The 18153-nt window shown below is 68.7% G+C and carries 14 protein-coding genes; 13 read left to right on the top strand and 1 reads right to left on the bottom strand.

Going from position 1 to position 18153, the window contains the following annotated elements:
* The first annotated feature begins 127 nt into the window (after positions 1-127).
* From AC3WR5_RS14955 to AC3WR5_RS14925, 7 genes are all read left to right on the top strand, one after another.
* The gene (locus AC3WR5_RS14955; RefSeq protein ID WP_492485893.1) at positions 128-280 is read left to right on the top strand and encodes a rubredoxin; all 153 of its coding nucleotides are present in this window, start codon (positions 128-130) and stop codon (positions 278-280) included.
* A gap of 22 nt (positions 281-302) precedes the next feature.
* On the top strand, positions 303-773 hold the full coding sequence (locus AC3WR5_RS14950; RefSeq protein ID WP_310733327.1) for a response regulator: 471 nt from the start codon (positions 303-305) through the stop codon (positions 771-773).
* A 63-nt stretch (positions 774-836) separates the two neighbouring features.
* The gene (locus AC3WR5_RS14945; protein ID WP_141287808.1) at positions 837-1202 is read left to right on the top strand and encodes a response regulator transcription factor; all 366 of its coding nucleotides are present in this window, start codon (positions 837-839) and stop codon (positions 1200-1202) included.
* A 24-nt stretch (positions 1203-1226) separates the two neighbouring features.
* Positions 1227-1754: a chemotaxis protein CheW gene (locus AC3WR5_RS14940; protein ID WP_141287807.1), complete on the top strand. Its 528-nt coding sequence runs from the start codon at positions 1227-1229 to the stop codon at positions 1752-1754.
* Between the two features lie 51 nt (positions 1755-1805).
* The gene (locus tag AC3WR5_RS14935; protein ID WP_231010231.1) at positions 1806-4166 is read left to right on the top strand and encodes a methyl-accepting chemotaxis protein; all 2361 of its coding nucleotides are present in this window, start codon (positions 1806-1808) and stop codon (positions 4164-4166) included.
* Positions 4167-4310: 144 nt separating this feature from the next.
* Positions 4311-10835, top strand: coding sequence for a hybrid sensor histidine kinase/response regulator (locus AC3WR5_RS14930; RefSeq protein WP_492485550.1), 6525 nt, complete (start codon positions 4311-4313; stop codon positions 10833-10835).
* Between the two features lie 59 nt (positions 10836-10894).
* Positions 10895-11932: a GGDEF domain-containing protein gene (locus AC3WR5_RS14925; RefSeq protein WP_492485549.1), complete on the top strand. Its 1038-nt coding sequence runs from the start codon at positions 10895-10897 to the stop codon at positions 11930-11932.
* A gap of 33 nt (positions 11933-11965) precedes the next feature.
* Here the strand turns inward: AC3WR5_RS14925 and AC3WR5_RS14920 are convergent, their stop codons facing one another.
* A complete protein-coding gene (locus tag AC3WR5_RS14920; RefSeq protein WP_141289476.1) occupies positions 11966-13510 on the bottom strand; it encodes a cryptochrome/photolyase family protein in 1545 nt (514 codons plus the stop codon).
* Between the two features lie 75 nt (positions 13511-13585).
* On the opposite strand from AC3WR5_RS14920, the gene AC3WR5_RS14915 reads away from it, so the two are divergent.
* From AC3WR5_RS14915 to AC3WR5_RS14890, 6 genes are read left to right on the top strand one after another with little or no spacing between them, the layout of a single operon-like run.
* Positions 13586-14164 (top strand): YqgE/AlgH family protein, encoded by a 579-nt coding sequence (locus AC3WR5_RS14915; RefSeq protein ID WP_492485548.1) that lies wholly within the window; start codon positions 13586-13588, stop codon positions 14162-14164.
* Positions 14161-14574 carry a Holliday junction resolvase RuvX gene (gene ruvX, locus AC3WR5_RS14910; RefSeq protein ID WP_231010232.1) on the top strand — a complete coding sequence of 138 codons (414 nt, stop codon included), beginning with the start codon at positions 14161-14163 and terminating at the stop codon, positions 14572-14574. The genes AC3WR5_RS14915 and ruvX overlap by 4 nt, the downstream gene beginning before the upstream one ends.
* Positions 14571-15074 carry a bifunctional pyr operon transcriptional regulator/uracil phosphoribosyltransferase PyrR gene (gene pyrR / locus AC3WR5_RS14905; RefSeq protein WP_492485547.1) on the top strand — a complete coding sequence of 168 codons (504 nt, stop codon included), beginning with the start codon at positions 14571-14573 and terminating at the stop codon, positions 15072-15074. Before ruvX ends, pyrR begins: the two co-directional genes overlap by 4 nt.
* On the top strand, positions 15074-16036 hold the full coding sequence (locus AC3WR5_RS14900; protein WP_492485546.1) for an aspartate carbamoyltransferase catalytic subunit: 963 nt from the start codon (positions 15074-15076) through the stop codon (positions 16034-16036). The genes pyrR and AC3WR5_RS14900 overlap by 1 nt, the downstream gene beginning before the upstream one ends.
* Complete coding sequence (locus AC3WR5_RS14895) at positions 16033-17349, top strand: dihydroorotase (protein WP_492485545.1); 1317 nt, start codon at positions 16033-16035, stop codon at positions 17347-17349. Before AC3WR5_RS14900 ends, AC3WR5_RS14895 begins: the two co-directional genes overlap by 4 nt.
* The gene (locus AC3WR5_RS14890; protein WP_492485544.1) at positions 17349-18134 is read left to right on the top strand and encodes a lysophospholipid acyltransferase family protein; all 786 of its coding nucleotides are present in this window, start codon (positions 17349-17351) and stop codon (positions 18132-18134) included. Before AC3WR5_RS14895 ends, AC3WR5_RS14890 begins: the two co-directional genes overlap by 1 nt.
* Positions 18135-18153: the final 19 nt, after the last annotated feature.

Raw genomic sequence — 18153 nt, 5'->3', positions numbered from 1 at the left:
GGAGCTTTGTTTGAGCTGTGTTGTGTATGTGCCGACAAACCCTTGGGATTTCGCCTCGGGCCGTCGCTATACTCCGGGCCGATTGTAGTGATCTGGCATCGAACCCGTGAGCGAAAACCGAACCTGGATGTGCCTCATCTGCGGATGGCTTTATGACGAGGCGACCGGGGATCCTGAGCACGGCCTCGCCCCTGGCACCGCATGGGCCGATGTGCCCATGAACTGGACCTGCCCGGAGTGCGGCGCACGCAAGGAAGATTTCGAAATGGTTCAGATCTGAAGACCGCGCACATGCATGCTGCATGGCACGACGCGGGCTCGCCAGGCGCACAAAGACGCTATTCGTTGAGGGGCGCAAGGTGACCACATTAGGTCTGACGGAAACGCCGTCGGCAGTGACCAAGGTATTGGTCATCGATGACAGCAACACGATTCGCCGCAGCGCGGAGATTTTCCTGCGCCAGGGCGGCTATGAAGTCTTGCTGGCAGAGGACGGCTTCGATGCGCTCGCGAAGGTCAATGACCACGAGCCGCACATCATCTTCTGCGACATCCTGATGCCGCGGCTCGATGGCTACCAGACCTGCGCCATCATCAAGCGCAACCCCCGTTTTGCCGATGTGCCGGTGATCATGCTGTCCTCGAAGGATGGCGTGTTCGACAAGGCGCGTGGCCGGATGGTGGGTTCCGACGATTACCTCACCAAGCCTTTCACCAAGGATCAACTGCTGCAGGCAGTGGCGCAGTTCCGCGCCCTCGCCACGCAGCGTTGAAACCGTGGCGGGCCCGCCTCTTGCTGGCGGGTATCCGCGGCCGCCTGCTTTTTGGGTAGTCCCATGACCATTCAGAACATTCTCCTCGTTGACGACTCGAAGACCGAGTTGCACTTCCTGACCGAGCTTTTGACCAAGCGCGGCTTCTCGGTGCGCACTGCCGAGAGTGGTGAAGAGGCCATGCGTCGGCTGGCCGAGGCCAAGCCGGACCTGATCCTGATGGACGTCGTGATGCCCGGCACCAACGGCTTTCAGCTGACGCGGGCCATCACCCGCGATCCGCGCTTCTCCGACGTGCCGGTGATCATGTGCACCAGCAAGGGGCAGGAGACCGACCGGGTCTGGGGCCTGCGCCAAGGCGCACGCGATTACGTCGTCAAGCCGGTGAATGCCGATGACTTGATGGCCAAGATCCAGGCCCTGGGCTGAGCCCCCGGCCCGCTCGCGACAACGATGTCCAACAAGGAAGCCCTCAGGGAATTGCAACTCCGGCTTGCCAGCCGCTTGCAGGCGGCGCGTGAGCAGCCGCGTGAAGCCGGGTGGCTGGCGGTGGAATGCGGCTCCGCTGGCCTGCTGCTGCCGCTGGGCCAGGCGGGCGAGATCCAGTCCGCCAGCGTCGTGACGCCGGTGCCGCATGCGGTGCCCTGGCTGGCCGGCGTGGCGAATGTGCGCGGCCAGCTGCATGCCGTGCTGGACCTGGCCGTCTTCCTGGGCCTGCGCGAGCCGCAGCCGGGTGTCGCGCCGCGTACCGGCGGCCAGCTGGTGGTGCTGAACCAGTCGATGCGCGTGAACTGCGCGCTGTTGATCGACCGTCTGGCGGGCTTGCGTGACAGCGAACAGCTGCAGCGCCTGCCGGAGGGCGACACGCCGAGGCCGGCCTTTGCGCCGCGCCAGTGGCGGGGCGCTCAAGACCGTGTGTGGGATGAGCTGGACCTGTCTGCGCTGGTCCACGATCCGTTGTTTCTGGATGTGGCCGCCTGACGATGGCGGTCCCCTGCTGCCGCTTGCTGCGGCAACCCCTGTGAGGAAGACATGAGCCTGCTCGATCAGTTCAAGGACAAGTTTGGTGCCCGCCCGACCGAGGAGGAGACGTCCCGAGCCGAGTCCGTGCCTCAGCCGGCCGCAACGCCTGCCGTGGCTGCCCATGCCGACCAGGAAGTCGACCTGCTGCTGAGCCAGATCGACCAGCGCCTGGGCCAGCAGGCCCAGGCGGCGATCGAGCCCGATGTTGCACTGGCCGCGGCCGCTGCTCCGGCTGCGCCCGTTGCCGAGGTGAGCGAAGAAGAGGCTGCCGCTTCGCGCCTGGCGCCCGAGCTGTCGACCTTCGGCGAGGCCAGCACTGGCTTGCCGTTGATCGGCCGGCGTCCGGCGCTGGAGCAGCAGCGGCTGCTGCTGGGCTTGATCGGCGGTGGTGCGGCGGTGTTCGTGATCACCGGCGCGCTGGCGCTGGGCGCCGCGAACCGCCAGGCCAGCCAGCTGTCCGCCACCGGCCAGGCGCTGATGCAGTCGCAGCGGCTCGCGAAATCGGTCTCGCAGGCGCTGATCGGCAGCCCTGCGGCCTTCCCCGAAGTGCGCGAGAGCGGCGAGGTGCTGGCGCGCAACGTGCGCGGCCTGAGCGCCGGCAGCGAAACGCTGGCCGCCGCGCCCGCGGCCACGCAGGAAGTGGTCTCGCCGCTGCTGCCGCTGGTGGACCGCGCCGAGAAGAACGCCGGCATCGTGCTGGCCCAGCAGACGGTGCTGACGCAGGTCGGCCAGGCGTTGCGCCTGATCAACCGCCAGTCGTCCGACCTGCTGGAAACCGCTGAAACGGTGTCCTCGCTGAAGCTGCAGACCAACGCTTCGGCGGCCGAGCTGTCCGCCGTCGGCCAGTTGGTGATGTTGACCCAGCGGATCGGCAAGAGCGCCAACGAATTCCTGACGCTGGAGGGCGTGAGCCCCGAGGCCGTGTTCCTGCTCGGCAAGGACTTGAATTCGTTCCGCGAAATCGCCGACGGCCTGTTGCACGGCAACCCCGAGCTGCGCCTGCCTGGCACCAAGGACCCGCAGACCAAGGAACGGCTGGAACAGCTGGTCGCCCAGTACGAGCAGACGCGGGCGCAGGCCAGCGCCATTCTTGGCAACCTGCAAGGCCTGGTCTCGGCACGTGAAGCCCAGACCGTGATCGTGGCCGACTCCGAGCCGCTGCGAAAAGGCCTGGAACAGGTCCAGTCCAGCCTGGAAGGCCAGGGCGGCCTGAGCGCTGGCTACCTGCTGGCCTTGCTGCTGTCGGCAGCGGCCATCATTGCCGGCGGTGTCGGCTTCCTGCGCTTGTATGTGCGCAACCAGGCCTTGCGTGCCCAGCAGGCCGAAGGCCAGCGTCTCGCGGCCGAGGAGCAGGAGCGTGAAGCCAAGCGCGTCAACGATGCGAACCAGGCCGCGATTTTGCGTTTGATGAACGAACTGCAGACGGTGGCTGAAGGCGACCTGACGCAGCAGGCCACGGTGACGGAAGACATCACCGGCGCCATCGCCGACTCGGTGAACTACACGGTGGAAGAACTGCGCAGCCTGGTGGCTTCGGTGCAGGGCACTGCGGCCCGGGTGACGGACACCACGCAGCAGGTTGAACAGACCTCGACCGAGCTGCTGGCCGCCTCGACCGAACAGTTGCGCGAGATTCGTGAAACCGGCGAGTCGGTGCTGCAGATGGCATCCCGGATTAACCAGGTGTCTGCGCAGGCGCAGGAGACCGCGGCGGTGGCGCGCCAGTCGCTGGACGCGGCGACCACCGGCCGCAAGGCGGTGGCCGACACGATTGGCGGCATGAACACGCTGCGCGAACAGATCCAGGAAACCTCCAAGCGCATCAAGCGGCTGGGTGAGTCCTCGCAGGAGATTGGCGAAATCACCGAGCTGATTTCCGACATTACCGAGCAGACCAACGTGCTGGCCCTGAACGCCGCCATCCAGGCCGCTTCGGCCGGTGAAGCGGGCCGGGGCTTCTCGGTGGTTGCCGAAGAAGTGCAGCGGCTGGCCGAACGCTCGGCTGATGCGACGCGGCAGATCGCAGCGCTGGTGAAGACCATTCAGACCGACACCCAGGACGCCGTGGCCGCCATGGAACAGTCCACGCAAGGTGTGGTGCAGAACGCCCAGTTGTCCGACGCGGCCGGTAGCGCACTGACCGACATCGACCGTGTGACGCGCGAACTGTCGTCGCTGATTGAAGGCATTTCCAGCGAAGCGCGCAGCGAAGCTGAGTCCGCCAACGTGGTGGCCGCCAACATCCAGCACATTTTCGCGGTGACCGAGCAGACCGGCGAGGGCACGCGCTCGACCGCTCAGATGGTCCATGACCTGTCGCGTTCGGCGGACGAATTGCGCCAGTCTGTGGACCGGTTCAAGATCGCCTGATGGATGCGCTGCACGGCCTGTTGGGGGTCGTGTTTTCGCGGGTCGGCGGTGCCGACGCGGTGACTCAAAGCCAGAGCCGGGCCTGACGCGAACACGCGGCGGGTCCGGCGGGCTCATTTCATGGACAGGAATTCCGGCAACACCATGGACCAAGCACAAGACCACGAACTGCCGGGTGACCTGAGCGCGCTGGCCTGGGTTCAGGATGAACTCCGCCGCACGCTGGACAACGCGCACAAGGCCTTGCGCCGCCATCTGCGCAGTCTTGAAAGCACGGCGGGCGACGAAGGCGGCAGCGCCCCGACCGCCTTGCTGCAGGCCCGCAGCCTGATCCACCAGGGCGTGGGCGCACTGGAACTGATCGGCGTGGCCGCACCGGCCCGCTTGCTGCGCGGCAGCGAGCAGGCCCTGCAACGGCTGAGCCTTGGTCAGGCGACCTTCGACCTGGCAGCGGTGCAGACGCTGGAGCGTGTCTCGTTTGCGGTGCTGGACTACCTGCGCCGCCAACTGGCCGGCAAGCCGGCCTCCGAGCTGAGCCTGTTCCCGCAGTACCGTGACGTGCTGGTGCTGGCCGGTGCCGAGCGGGTGCACCCGGCCGACCTGTGGAGCGACACGCCTGCGCTGCCGCTGCCTTCGGACAATGCGCCTTCGGCTCTGCCCGAGGCGCAGATCCGCCAGGCCATCGAGGCCAGGCTGCTGAAGTATTTCCGTGGCGATGCCGCAGCCTCGCGCCGCATTGGCGAGCGCTTTGGCCAGTTGGCGGATGCCGGCCACGGCCGGCTGGCCCAGCTGTGGGCGCTGGCCGCCGCTTTCTTCGAAGCCCAGGCCCAGGGCCTGCTGCCGGCCGACCTGTACGCCAAGCGCATGGCCTCGCGCCTGCTGGCCCAGCTGCGCGCTGCCGAGCGTGGCCAGACCGAAGTGCCGGATCGCCTGCTGCAGGACCTGCTGTTCTTCTGCGCCCGCGCCAAGCCGGCGGTCAATGCGCCGCGCCTGGCCGCGGTGGTCAATGGCCACCAGCTGCAGCCACTGCCCGAGGTGGACTACGAGCAGAGCCCGCTGGGCCGCTTCGACCCGGCGCTGGTGCCGGTGGCGCGCCGCCGCGTGGCCGCGCTGAAGGAAACCTGGTCGGCCGTGGCTGCGGGCGAGCTGGCGGCGATGCCCGGCATCCCGGAGCAGTCCACGCTGGTTGCCGACTCGATCCACCAGATCTACCCCGACGGCGCACGCCTCGCGCAGGCGCTGCAATCGGCGCTCGAAAGCACCGTGCGCCGTGGCGAGGCGCCGCGGCCCGAGCTGGCGATGGAAGTTGCCACCACGCTGCTGTGCCTGGACGCTTCGCTGGACGAAGTGGACCCTGACCAGCCCGAGCTGCAGCACCGCATCCAGCGCCTGGCCGACCGGCTGGAGGCCGCGTCCAAGGGCTTGCCGGCCGCGCCGCTGGAACCCTGGGTCGAAGACCTGTACCGCGACGTGTCGGACCGCCAGTCCATGGGCAGCGTGGTGCAGGAGCTGCGCGCCTCGCTGGCCGAGATCGAGCAGCAGCTGGACCGCTTCAACCGCGAGCCCGAACAGCGCGACGTGCTGCTGGGTGTGCCCGGCCAGTTGGGTGCGATGCGCGGCGTGCTGTCGGTGCTGGGCCTGGACCAGGCCGCGCAGGCGGTGCAGCGCATGCGCGACGACGTGCATGCCGTCATCGACCAGCATGCAGATGCCGCCAAGGCCACCGAAGAACTGGCCGACAACCTCGGCGCCTTGTCCTTCCTGATCGACATGCTGGGCGTTCAGCCGCAGCTGGCCAAGTCGCTGTTCCGCTTCGACGCCGACACCGGCCGCTTCTCGGCGCTGATGGGCCGGGCCCGCAGCGCCGCTGCCGAGCCGGCCGTCGAGCCGCGCCTGGCCGACCAGCTGCAGACCCTGGCCCGCGACGCGGCCAAGGACGAGCTGTCCAACGAGGACCTGGGCCGCCACCTCGAAGGCCTGGCCGACCAGGCCGTGGCTGCCGACCAGCCTTCGCTGGCCGTGGCCGCCACGCAGGCGCGCCAGGCCTTGGCCAAGGCCCAGGACGCGGTGGAGGAAGAGGCCGCACGGGCCGACGTGGTGCAAGCCTTGTCGGACCTGGCAGCTGCCAGCCAGCCGCCGGCCGAAGCGTCGGCCTCCAAGCAGATGCCGCTGGACGATGACGACGACATGCAGGCCGTCTTCATCGAAGAGGCACAGGAAGTCATCGAGCAGGCCGGCGAAGCGCTGGCCCGGCTGGCGCGCGAGCCGCAGGACCTCGAAGCGATGACGGCCGTGCGCCGCGCCTTCCACACCCTCAAGGGCAGCTCGCGCATGGTCGGGCTGAAGGCGTATGGCGATGCCGCCTGGGCCTGCGAACAGCTGTTCAATGCCCGCCTGGCCGACGCCGTCGTGCAGGCCGACCCGCCGCTGCAGAACTTCACCGCCCAGGCGCTGGCCGAGCTGCGCCAGTGGGTCGAGGCGATTGCCGCCGGCCAGGCGCCGGCCGACGTGGGCCCGGCCCTGATCGCTGCCGCACTGGCCCTGCGCCAGCCGGCCGCCGTGCCGCTGCAATCCATCGAGCCGCCGGCACCGGAGTGGACAGCCCCTGCTTTCGACGAAGCGTTTGCCGAGCCCATGCCGGTGGCCAAGCTGCCGCCGGAACCACTGTCCGACGAAGCCTTGCCGCCGCTGGCAGCAGGCGAAGTGTCCGGCTTCGAGCCGATCGACAGCCTGCCTGGCGAACTGCTGCCCGCTGGCGACGCCATGCCGGTGCCTGACCACGTGTGGGACGGCGACGTGCTGCCCGAAGCCCAGCCGCCCGCGCTGTCCGAAGCGCTGGCCGCTTCCGGCGACTGGCTGCCGGAAGCCGGGGCGGAGCCGGAACTGGATGCCGGCGACGACGCGCCGCTGCCGATGGGCGAGGTGCTCGCCCGTGGCCCTGCGGACCTGACCGAGCTCAATCTGCCGGACCTGAACCTGGACGCGCTGGAAGGCGATGCAGCGCCGGCCGACTGGGCCCAGCAAACCGCGCCGCTCGAACCGCTGGCCAGCCTGCCTGAAACCTTCGAGCCGCAGGCCCCGGCCGATGTGCCGGAAGTCCTGGAACTGCCAGACCAGCCGGACTGGACGCCGGCCGAGCTGACCCAGCCTTTCGAGCCGATCGAGCTGCCGGTGTTGGACCAGGCACTGGACGCACCGCAGCTGGAGGCGGGCCTGGACGCCGAGCACCTGGACCTGCCGTTGCCCGAGTTCGGCGAGCCGCAACAGGCGCCGCTGGTCGACACCGAAGCTGTGCAGGCGATCTCGCTGCTCGAAGGCGATGTGATCGAGCCGCCGCTGCCATTGGTGACCGCCGAGGACGAGTACGCACCCAACGACTGGCCCGAAACCACGCACCAGGCGGGCGGCGACCTGCGCCTGCCCGAGGTTGACCTTGAGCTGGACCTGGAAGATGCGACGGTCACGGCGCAGCCGCTGGAAACGCAGCCTGAACCGGTGTCGCAAGCGCCCGCGCTGGACGCACCGGTCGACGATGCCGAGCGCTACAAGGTGGTTGGCCCGCTGCGCATCCAGATCACGCTGTTCAACATCTTCCTCAACGAGGCCGACGAACAGTCGCGCCGCCTGACGGTGGCGCTGTCCGAGTGGCAGCACGAACTGCACCGGCCGGTGGGCGACACCGCGGTGGCGCTGGCCCACTCGCTGGCCGGCAATTCGGCCACCGTGGGTTACCAGGACCTGTCTTCGCTGGCGCACCGGCTGGAACATGCGCTGGAGCGTTCCTGCGCCCGTGGCATGGGTCAGGAGGCCGAGGCCGCCTTGTACCTGGACGTGGCCGACGAGATTCGCCGGCTGCTGCACCAGTTCGCTGCTGGCTTCCTGAAGCCGGTGCCGATCGAGCTGATCGAGCGCCTGGACCGCCACGAGGAAGCCGACGCCCTGCAGCACAACAGCCGCGCTGCCGAACTGGAAGGCCTTTCTGAGGCTGAGCACGACCTGGACCAGGATCAGGACGAGCCGGACGACGGCTTTGGCGGTTCGGTCACGCAGATGGCGTCGCTGAACCCGCTGGGCGAGGTGCGTTTCAGCGCGCTGGAGCCGCTGGCCGCCGAACCTGCGCCGGAAACCCATGCCACGCCGTCGCGTGGCGACAGCGAGCGCCTGGGCGCCACGGCTTCTCTGGCCGAGGACCTGGAAGCGCGCGACGCGATCGACGACGAGCTTTTCGAGATCTTTGTCGAAGAAGGCGAAGAGCTGCTGCCGGTGCTGGCCGAACAGATCCGCCAGTGGGAACGTCTGCCGGACGACCTGGACGCGGGTGTTGGCGCCTTGCGCGCGCTGCACACCTTCAAGGGCGGCGCCCGGCTGGCCGGCGCGATGCGCCTGGGCGAGCTGGCGCACCGGCTGGAAACCGCCATTGAGCGCTTGACCGTGCGTGGTGGCGTGGATGCCGCCGTGCTGGCCCAGTTGCACCAGGGCGTGGACGCGCTGAACGAGGAGTTCCAGCGCCTGCGCCTGGGCGGTGGCTCGGCGGTGCCGGGCGACGGCATCTCACGCCACATGGGCGACACCGAAATGCAGGCCATGGGCTTCGCCAACACGACGGACCGGCCTCACGAACTGGCGCCGCTGCGAGGCGATGCGCTGACCTTCCAGGCACCGCAACAGCACTTCGTGTCCGAACAGCCGCTGCAGCCGGCCGAGGCTGTTGCCGAAGTGCCGGCCGAGCTGCCGGCCGTGGTGCAGGTGGACTGGCAGCGCCTGGCGCGCCGCACCGGCCTGCGCGAAGGCGTGCAGGCGGGCCTGCCGGTCGAGCAGGCGTCAGCCGGCTCGGTGCGCGTGCGTGCGCCGCTGCTGGACCGCATGGTCAGCCATGCCGGCGAGGTCGGCATTGCGCGTGCCCGCATCGAATCCGACATGGGCCAGATGCAGCTGGGCCTGAAGGAACTGACGGACAACCTGGAGCGGCTGCGCCGGCAGCTGCGCGACCTGGAGCTGCAGGCCGAAACCCAGATGGCCACGCGCATGGAAGCGGCCCGCCACTCCAAGCAGGACTTCGATCCGTTGGAAATGGACCGTTTCACCCGCGTGCAGGAACTGACGCGCATGATGGCCGAGTCGGTCAACGACGTGGGCACCGTGCAGCGCGGCCTGCAGCAGACGCTGCAGGACACCGAAGACCAGTTGGCCGTGCAGGCACGGCTGAACCGCGACCTGCAGGACGACCTGCTGCGCGCGCGCATGGTGGAGTTCGACACCCTGTCCGACCGGCTCTACCGCGTGGTGCGCCAGGCCGCCAAGGAGTCCGGCAAGCAGGTGCGCCTGAACCTGCAGGGCGGCGGCATCGAGCTGGACCGCGCGGTGCTGGACCGCATGGCGCCGCCGTTCGAGCACCTTCTGCGCAATGCGGTGGTGCACGGCATCGAAAGCGGCTCGCTGCGCGAGGCCATGGGCAAGTCGGCCAGCGGCACGATTGACGTGACGCTGCGCCAGGCTGGCAACGAAGTGCAGATCGAGGTGCGTGACGACGGTGCCGGCCTGAACCTGGCCCGCATTGCCGAACGCGCCACCGCGATGGGCCTGCTCAACGAGCACAGCCGGCCGACCGAAGCAGAGTTGGCTGGCCTGATCTTCACGCCAGGCTTCTCGACTGCCGACCAGGTGACCGAGCTGGCTGGCCGTGGCATTGGCATGGACGTGGTGCGTTCCGAGGTGACCGCGATGGGCGGCCGGATCGAAACCGCCAGCTCGTCCGGCCAGGGCACGGCCTTCCGGATGGTGCTGCCGCTGACCACGGCGGTGACGCAGGTGGTGGTGGTGAATTCCGGCGCGCAGACCGTGGCGCTGCCGTCGACGCTGGTCGACATGGTGCGCCGCGTGCCGGCGGCCGAGGTCGAGGCGGCCTACCAGACGGGCCTGCTGCGCCATGGCGAGGTCGACGTGCCGTTCTTCTGGCTGGGCAGCCTGCTGCAGCAGTCGCTGCGCGGGCCGGTTGAAGGCAAGAGCCTGCCGGTGGTGGTCGTGCGCTCGGCGGCCCAGCTGGTTGCGGTACACGTCAGCCAGGTCGTGGCCAACCAGGAAGTGGTGGTCAAGAACCTCGGGCCGCAGCTCTCGCGCCTGCCGGGTCTCGCCGGCATGTCGCTGCTCCCGACCGGTGACACGGTGCTGATCTACAACCCGGTGGCGCTGACGGCGGTGTACGGTGCCGAAGTGCGCCAGCGCCTGCTGGCTGCGCCGGTGGATGCCGCGACCCACGCGGTGCTGCCGGAAGTGGTCGAGCCGGTGCGCCTGGCGCCGCTGGTGATGGTGGTCGACGATTCGCTGACGGTGCGCCGCGTGACGCAGCGCCTGCTGCAGCGCGAAGGCTACCGCGTGGTGCTGGCCAAGGACGGGTTGGACGCACTGGAAAAGCTGGCCGATGAAGCGCCGGCGGTGATGCTGTGCGACATCGAGATGCCGCGCATGGACGGTTTCGACCTGGTGCACAACGTGCGCAGCGATCCTCGCCTGGCCAAGCTGCCGGTCGTGATGATCACCTCGCGCATTGCCGAGAAGCACCAGGAGCATGCGCGTGAGCTGGGCGTGAACCACTACCTGGGCAAGCCCTATGACGAAGACTTGCTGCTCTCGCTCGTGCGCGACTATGCTGGCGAGACGGCTGCGGCCTGAGCGCAAGGGGCGCCAGGCATAGACGGTTGGAGCAGGGGGTTCATGCAACCGCGCTGTCGATGCGACCGATTGTCGAACGGCTCGCCGAACTGACCGGCCTTCGGGACCGGGACGCGCTCGATGTCAGCTTGCTCAGCGCGCTGGCCGAGCTCTCCGGTGCGCGCCGGGTCGCGTTGCACCGCCTGGTGGGCGAAGACCCGGGACGGCGCTGGCTGATGCGGGCCCACGTTGAGGCTGCAGCGGATGGCGGCCACACCGAGGTGCAGATCGAGCCGCTGTGGGCCGACCTGCGTGGCCAGCCGCGTTTCGACGAGCGGCCCGATTGGCGTGACTGCCTGTTGTCGCAGCAGACACGCGCCTGGCGGCCGACCGAGGCCGCCAGCCTGTTCCCGCTGTGGGTTGACGAAACGCCGGTGGCCATCATCGAGCTGGAGACGGCCCAGGCGCTGACGCCGACCATGCGCAAGCATGCGCTGGCGCTGCTGCAGGTGATGCGCAACCAGCTTGGCATGCTGGACTACAGCGAGCGCGACACGCTGACCAGCCTGCTCAATCGCAAGAGCTTCGACGAATCCTTCTACCGCGCCTCGGCGCCGCTGCCGGTCGCGGTGTTGACCGACGACGAAGCGCGCCGCCGGGAATCGCCGCTGCGCTACTGGCTGGCCGTCGTGGACATCGATCACTTCAAGCTGGTCAACGACGGCTTTGGCCACCTGATAGGCGACGAGGTGCTGCTGCTGGTGGCGCGGGTGATGCGCGGCAGCTTCCGCTTCTACGACCAGCTCTACCGTTTCGGCGGCGAGGAGTTTGTGCTGCTGCTGCGCTGCGGCAACGAGCAGGACGCGATGCTGGCTTTCGAGCGCTTCCGCACCCGCGTCGAGGCCTACCTGTTCCCGCAGGTCAAGCACATCACCGTCAGCATCGGCTTCACCGACGTGCGCACAGGCGACTCGCCGACGGCGGCCGTCGAGCGCGCCGACCAGGCGGTCTACTACGCCAAGCACAACGGCCGCAACCAGGTGCGCTGCCGCGAGGCCTTGCGGCGCGACGGCCTGCTGGCCGACGAAGAGAAATCCAGCGACGTCGAGCTGTTCTGACGCGCCCACTGCGACCGACGCGCTGGCGGCGCGTCAGTGGTTGCGGATCGCCGTCAACCGCTTGCTGGTCTTGCGCGGCGGGCTGTCCCTGGCCTGGACCGGGCCGCCACGCGCAGCGGCAAAGCGCGCCAGCGTTGCTTCGCGCGCCTCATCGTGGGAGACGACGGGCAGCGGGTAGTTCTCGCCCAGCGTGACTTCAGCAGCAGCCAGTTCCAGCGGCAAGGCCTGCCACGGCGCATGAATGGCCTTGGCCGACAGCGCGGCCAGCTGCGGCAGGTAGCGCTTGATGAACTTGCCCTCGGGGTCGAACTTCTCGCTCTGCGAGACCGGGTTGAAGATGCGGAAGTAGGGCTGGGCGTCGCAGCCGGTCGACGCGGCCCACTGCCAGCCGCCGTTGTTGGCAGCCAGGTCGAAGTCGTTCAGCCAGCGTGCGAACCAGGCCTCCCCCCGGCGCCAGTCCAGCCCCAGGTCCTTGACCAGGAAGCTGGCCGTCACCATGCGCAGCCGGTTGTGCATGTAGCCGGTGCGGCTGAGCTGCAGCATGGCCGCGTCCACCAGCGGATAGCCGGTGCGGCCCTCGCACCAGGCTTCGAACAGCGCGTCGGCTTCCTTGCCGTGTGCCCATTTGATGCGGTCGTATTCCGGCTTGAAGGCGTGGCCGTCCACGCGGGGGTGGTGGTGCAGGATCTGGTGATAGAAATCGCGCCAGATCAGTTCGGACAGCCACACCTCGGCACCGCGCGAGCCGGCCTGCATGCGCTGCCAGGCTTCGCGCGCCAGGTGGCGGATCGAAACCGTGCCAAAGCGCAGATGCGGGCCCAGGTAGCTCGGGCCCTTGACGGCGGGGAAGTCGCGCGCGCGGTCGTAGGCGTCAATGCGGGCCAGGAAGTCCGCCAGCAACTCGTGGGCGCCGCTGCTGCCCGAAGGCAGGCGCATCTGGTGCAGGTCGGTGCGCTCGAAGCCGATGTCGTGCAGCTCCGGCACGCCGGGTTCGCCCAGCTCGGCCGGCCATGGCGCCAGCGCCCCGGCATGGCGGGCCACTGGCCAGGCCTTGACGAAAAACGGCGTGAGCTTTTTGAGCCAGGCGTTCTTGTAAGGCGTGAATACGCTGTAAGGCGTGCCGGTGGCGGTCATCACCTCGGCCCGCTCGAAGACCACATGGTCTTTGCTGGTGTAGAGCGACACGCCTTGCGCGGCCAATTCGCCGCGAACCTGGTTGTCGCGTGCCAGCGAGGCCGGTTCGTCGTCATGGCTGGCGAACACCGCCTGCACGCCAAGTTGTGCAGCCAACTGCGGCAGCAGCGCGCGGGCCTGGCCGTGGCGCACGATCAGCCTTACCGGCTGGACGCCGTGCGAAAGCCCCAGGCTGTGCAGCTGGTCATCCAGGTCGACCAGGCTGTCGCGGATGAACTCGACGCGGCGGTCGGCGCGCGGCAGCGGCGCCAGGATCTCGTCGTCGAACACGAAGGCGCACCAGACCTGGCGCGCGGCACGCAAGGCGGCGTAAAGAGCAGCATGGTCGTCCGCCCGCAGGTCGCGCCGGAACCATACCAGCGCCCGGTCCAGGGAATTGTGCATGGTCCGCAGTGTCTTCTGAATTTCCGGCGGGGCCGGAAACAGTGCGGGGATCGGCCCTGAAATAGAATGCCGGCCATGGCGGCCGACGGCATCAACCTCACCAACCAGTTTTTGATCGCCATGCCCGGCATGGCCGAAGACGCGTTTGCGGGTGCCGTGATCTACCTGTGCGAGCACAGCGAGAAAGGCGCGCTGGGCCTGGTGATCAACAAGCCGATCGACATCACGCTGAAAAACCTGTTCGAGAAGGTGGACCTGGCGCTGGATGAAGAAGGACTGGGTGCGCAGCCGGTCTTCTACGGTGGCCCGGTGCAGACCGAGCGCGGCTTCGTGCTGCACGATCGCCAGAACGACGACGGCAGTGCCTACAACTCCACGCTGAGCGTGCCCGGCGGCCTGTCCATGACGACCAGCAAGGACGTGCTGGAAGCGCTGGCCAATGGCCAGGGCCCGAAGCGGGTGCTGATCACGCTGGGCTACAGCGGCTGGTCGGCCGGCCAGCTCGAAGAGGAGCTGGGCCGCAACAACTGGCTGACGGTAGACGCCACGCCGGAGATCATCTTCGACACCCCCGTGGCCGACCGCTACCGCCGCGCGCTGGCCGAGCTGGGCATCGACCCGCGCATGCTGTCGACCGAAGCGGGGCATGCATGACGCCGCCAGGGCGCATCGCTTCGTCATCCTCCTCTTTCCTGGCCTTTGATTTTGGTGTGAAGCGGGTGGGCACGGCGACCGGCTCGGCGCTGCTGCGCCAGGGCCAGCCGCTGCGCACCATCGCCGCCGAGGGCGATGCGCGTTTCACGGCCATCGCGGCGCTGATCAAGGAATGGCAGCCCGATGCCCTGGTGGTCGGCGTGCCCTTTCACCCGGACGGCGCCGAACACGACAATACCCGCCGCGCGCGGCGCTTCGCGCGCCAGCTGCAGGGCCGCTACGGCCTGCCGGTGCACGAGGTGGACGAGCGCTACACGACCACCGAGGCGCTGGCCGCAGGTGCGGCGGACGCCGACGCCGCCTCGGCCGTTCTGATTCTTGAGCAGTTCTTTCGGGAGCACCTTTCATGAGCACCCTTTCACTCGACGCCGAGGCGCTTTACACCGAGCTGCGGCAAGGCGTACGTGCGCTGCTGCGGCCGGAGCTGTCGCTGGTCGGCATCTGGTCCGGCGGCGCCTGGCTGGCCGAGCGGCTGCAGGCCGACCTGGGCCTGGCCGGCGGCCACGGCGTGTTGTCCAGCTCGCTGCACCGCGACGACTTCGGCGAGCGCGGCATGTCCGCCAGCATCACCAGCACGCAGCTGCCGTTTCCGGTCGACGGCCGCCACATCCTGCTGGTCGACGACGTGCTGTTCACTGGCCGCACCATCCGCGCCGCGCTCAATGAGTTGTTCGACTACGGCCGCCCGGCCAGCGTGCAGCTGGCGGTGCTGGTCGACCGCGGTGGGCGCGAGCTGCCGGTGCAGCCGGCCTACGCGGCCGCGCGCATCGTGTTGCCCGCAGCGCAGCGCCTGTCGCTGGCCCGCGGTGACGATGGCCGTTTCACCTTCACTGTCCAAGAGGAGCACTGATGCTCTCCAAGCGAAATCCGCAGCTCAACAAACACGGCGAGCTGATCCACCTGCTGTCGATCGAAGGCCTGCCAAAAGCGGTGCTGACGCAGATCCTCGACACCGCGGGCACCTTCCTGTCGGTCAATGACCGCGACGTGAAAAAGGTGCCTCTGTTGCGTGGCAAGAGCGTGTTCAACCTGTTCTTCGAGAACAGCACGCGCACCCGCACCACCTTCGAGATCGCCGCCAAGCGACTGTCGGCCGACGTGATCAACCTGGACATCGCCAAGTCCAGCACCGCCAAGGGCGAAAGCCTGGTGGACACGATTGCCAACCTCTCGGCCATGCACGCCGACATGTTCGTGGTGCGCCACAGCGAAAGCGGTGCGCCCTACCTGATCGCCCAGCACTGCGCGCCCCATGTGCACGTGGTCAACGCCGGTGACGGCCGGCATGCGCACCCGACGCAAGGCCTGCTGGACATGTACACGATCCGGCACTTCAAGAAGGACTTCTTCAACCTGACCGTGGCCATCGTCGGCGACATCGTGCATTCGCGCGTGGCGCGGTCCGACATCCACGCGCTGACCACGCTGGGCGTGCCGGAGATCCGCGCGGTCGGCCCGAAGACGCTGGTGCCCGGCGACCTGAAGGAGATGGGTGTGCGCGTCTGCCACGACATGGCCGAAGGCATCCGCGGCGCGGACGTCATCATCATGCTGCGGCTGCAGAACGAACGCATGAGCGGCGCGATGCTGCCCAGCGCCGGCGAGTTCTTCAAGAGCTTCGGCCTGACCGACGAGAAGCTGGCGCTGGCCAAGCCCGACGCCATCGTGATGCACCCCGGCCCGATCAACCGCGGCGTGGAGATCGACTCGGCTGTGGCCGACGGCACGCACAGCGTGATCCTGCCGCAGGTCACCTTCGGCATTGCCGTGCGCATGGCCGTGATGTCCACCCTTGCAGGAAACGAAGCATGAAGGTCCTGATCCGCAACGGCCGGGTGCTCAACCCCGCCACCGGCCGCGATGAGCTGGCCGACCTGGCCGTGGCCAACGGCCGCATCGTCACCATCGGCAGCGTCTCGCCTGATTTCCAGGCCGATCGCGACATCGACGCCAAGGGACTGGTGGTCGCCCCTGGCCTGGTGGACCTGGCCGCGCGCCTGCGGGAACCCGGCCATGAGCACGAAGGCATGCTGGAGAGCGAGCTGAACGCGGCGGCGGCCGGCGGCGTCACCAGCCTGGTCTGCCCACCGGACACCGACCCCACGCTGGATGAGCCCGGCCTGGTCGACATGCTGAAGTTCCGTGCCCGCAAGCTCAGCCTGTGCCGGCTGTTCCCGCTGGGGGCGCTCACGCGCGGCCTGCAGGGCGAGGTGCTGACCGAGATGGTCGAGCTGACCGAGTCCGGCTGCGTCGGCTTCTCGCAGGCCGAGGTGCCAATCGCCAACACCCAGGTGCTGCAGCGCGCGCTGCAGTACGCGGCGACCTACAACTACACCGTCTGGCTGCGGCCGCAGGACGGCTCGCTGGGCGGCGGTGTCGCGGCCAGCGGCGCTGTGGCCACGCGGCTGGGCCTGTCGGGCGTGCCGGTGATTGCCGAGACGATTGCGCTGCACACCATCTTCGAGCTGGTGCGCGTGACCGGCGCGCGGGTGCACCTGTGCCGCCTGTCCAGCGCTGCGGGTGTCGAGCTGCTGCGCCGGGCCAAGGCCGAAGGCCTGCCGGTGACCGGCGACGTGAGCATCAACTCGCTGCACCTGACCGACGTGGACATTGGCTACTTCAACTCGTCCATGCGCCTGAACCCGCCGCTGCGCCAGCAGAAGGACCGCGAAGCGCTGCGCGCCGCGCTGGCCGACGGCACGCTGGACGCACTGGTGTCCGACCACACGCCGGTCGATGCCGATGCCAAGACCTTGCCGTTTGGCGAGGCCGAGCCGGGCGCGACCGGGTTGGAGCTGCTGCTCAGCATGGCGCTGAAGTGGGGCCGGGAAAGCAAGCTGAGCCTGCCCGAGACGCTTTCGCGCATCACCAGCAAGCCGGTGCAGGTGCTGGGCGACACGCTGGGCTCGCTGGTGCAGAGCGCCGGCCAGCTGGTCGAAGGCGGCGTGGCCGACATCTGCCTGTTCGACCCGGATGCGCTGTGGCAGGTCAAGCCCGGCGTGCTGAAGAGCCAGGGCAAGCACACGCCGTTCGACTTCGCCACCAGCGGCACGGCATTGCCAGGCCAGGTGCGCGCCACGCTGGTGGCCGGCCACCTGGCCTACCAGGCGCCCGCGCTGGCCTGATGGCGGGCGATGCAGTGCAGGGCGCCGTGCCTGGTGCCGAGGGGGGGCTGCTGAACGGCCTCACGGCGCTGGCGCGCATGGTCCGGCTCTTCGGTCATGTGATGCGTGGGCTGGTGCTAATCAAGCTGCAGTTCGGTGGCATGACGCAGGCCCAGCGGCACGTGGCGGTGCAGGCCTGGAGCCTGCGGCTGTTCGCGATGATCGGCATGCAGCTGACGGTGCATGGCGAGCCTGCCGCCGAGCCTGCGCTGATCGCCGCCAACCATGTCTCGTGGCTGGACATTGCCTGTGTGCATGCGGCGCTGCCGCGGGCGCGCTTTGTCTCCAAGTCCGATGTGGCGCACTGGCCGATGATCGGCACACTGGCCTACGGCGTGGGCACGCTGTTCATCGAGCGCGAACGCAAGCGCGACGCGCTGCGCGTGGTGCATCAGGTGGCCGAGGCGCTGCGCGATGGCGACAGCGTGGCCATCTTCCCTGAAGGCACGACCGGTCCGGGTCCGACGATGTTGCCCATGCATGCCAACCTGCTGCAGGCGGCCATCAGCGTGGGCGCGCCGGTGCAGCCTGTGGTGTTGCGCTACCGCGAGCCTGGCCTGGGCTTCAGCGTGGCGGCGCAATACATCGGCGACACCTCGCTGATCCAGAGCATCTGGCGCATCGCGTCGGCGCGCGGCCTGGCGGTCGAGGTGCACTTCCTGCCGCTGCTGCCCACCGCCGGGATGGACCGCCGCGCGCTGGCCGAACAACTGCGCGAGCAGATCCAGCAGCGGCTGGACACCTGAAGCCGCGCCCGGCCCTCGT

It is taken from the genome of Ideonella sp. FW305-24, assembly GCF_058788035.1.
Note: the sequence above shows the minus strand (reverse complement) of the source record. Positions and strands in the feature narration are given on the sequence as shown.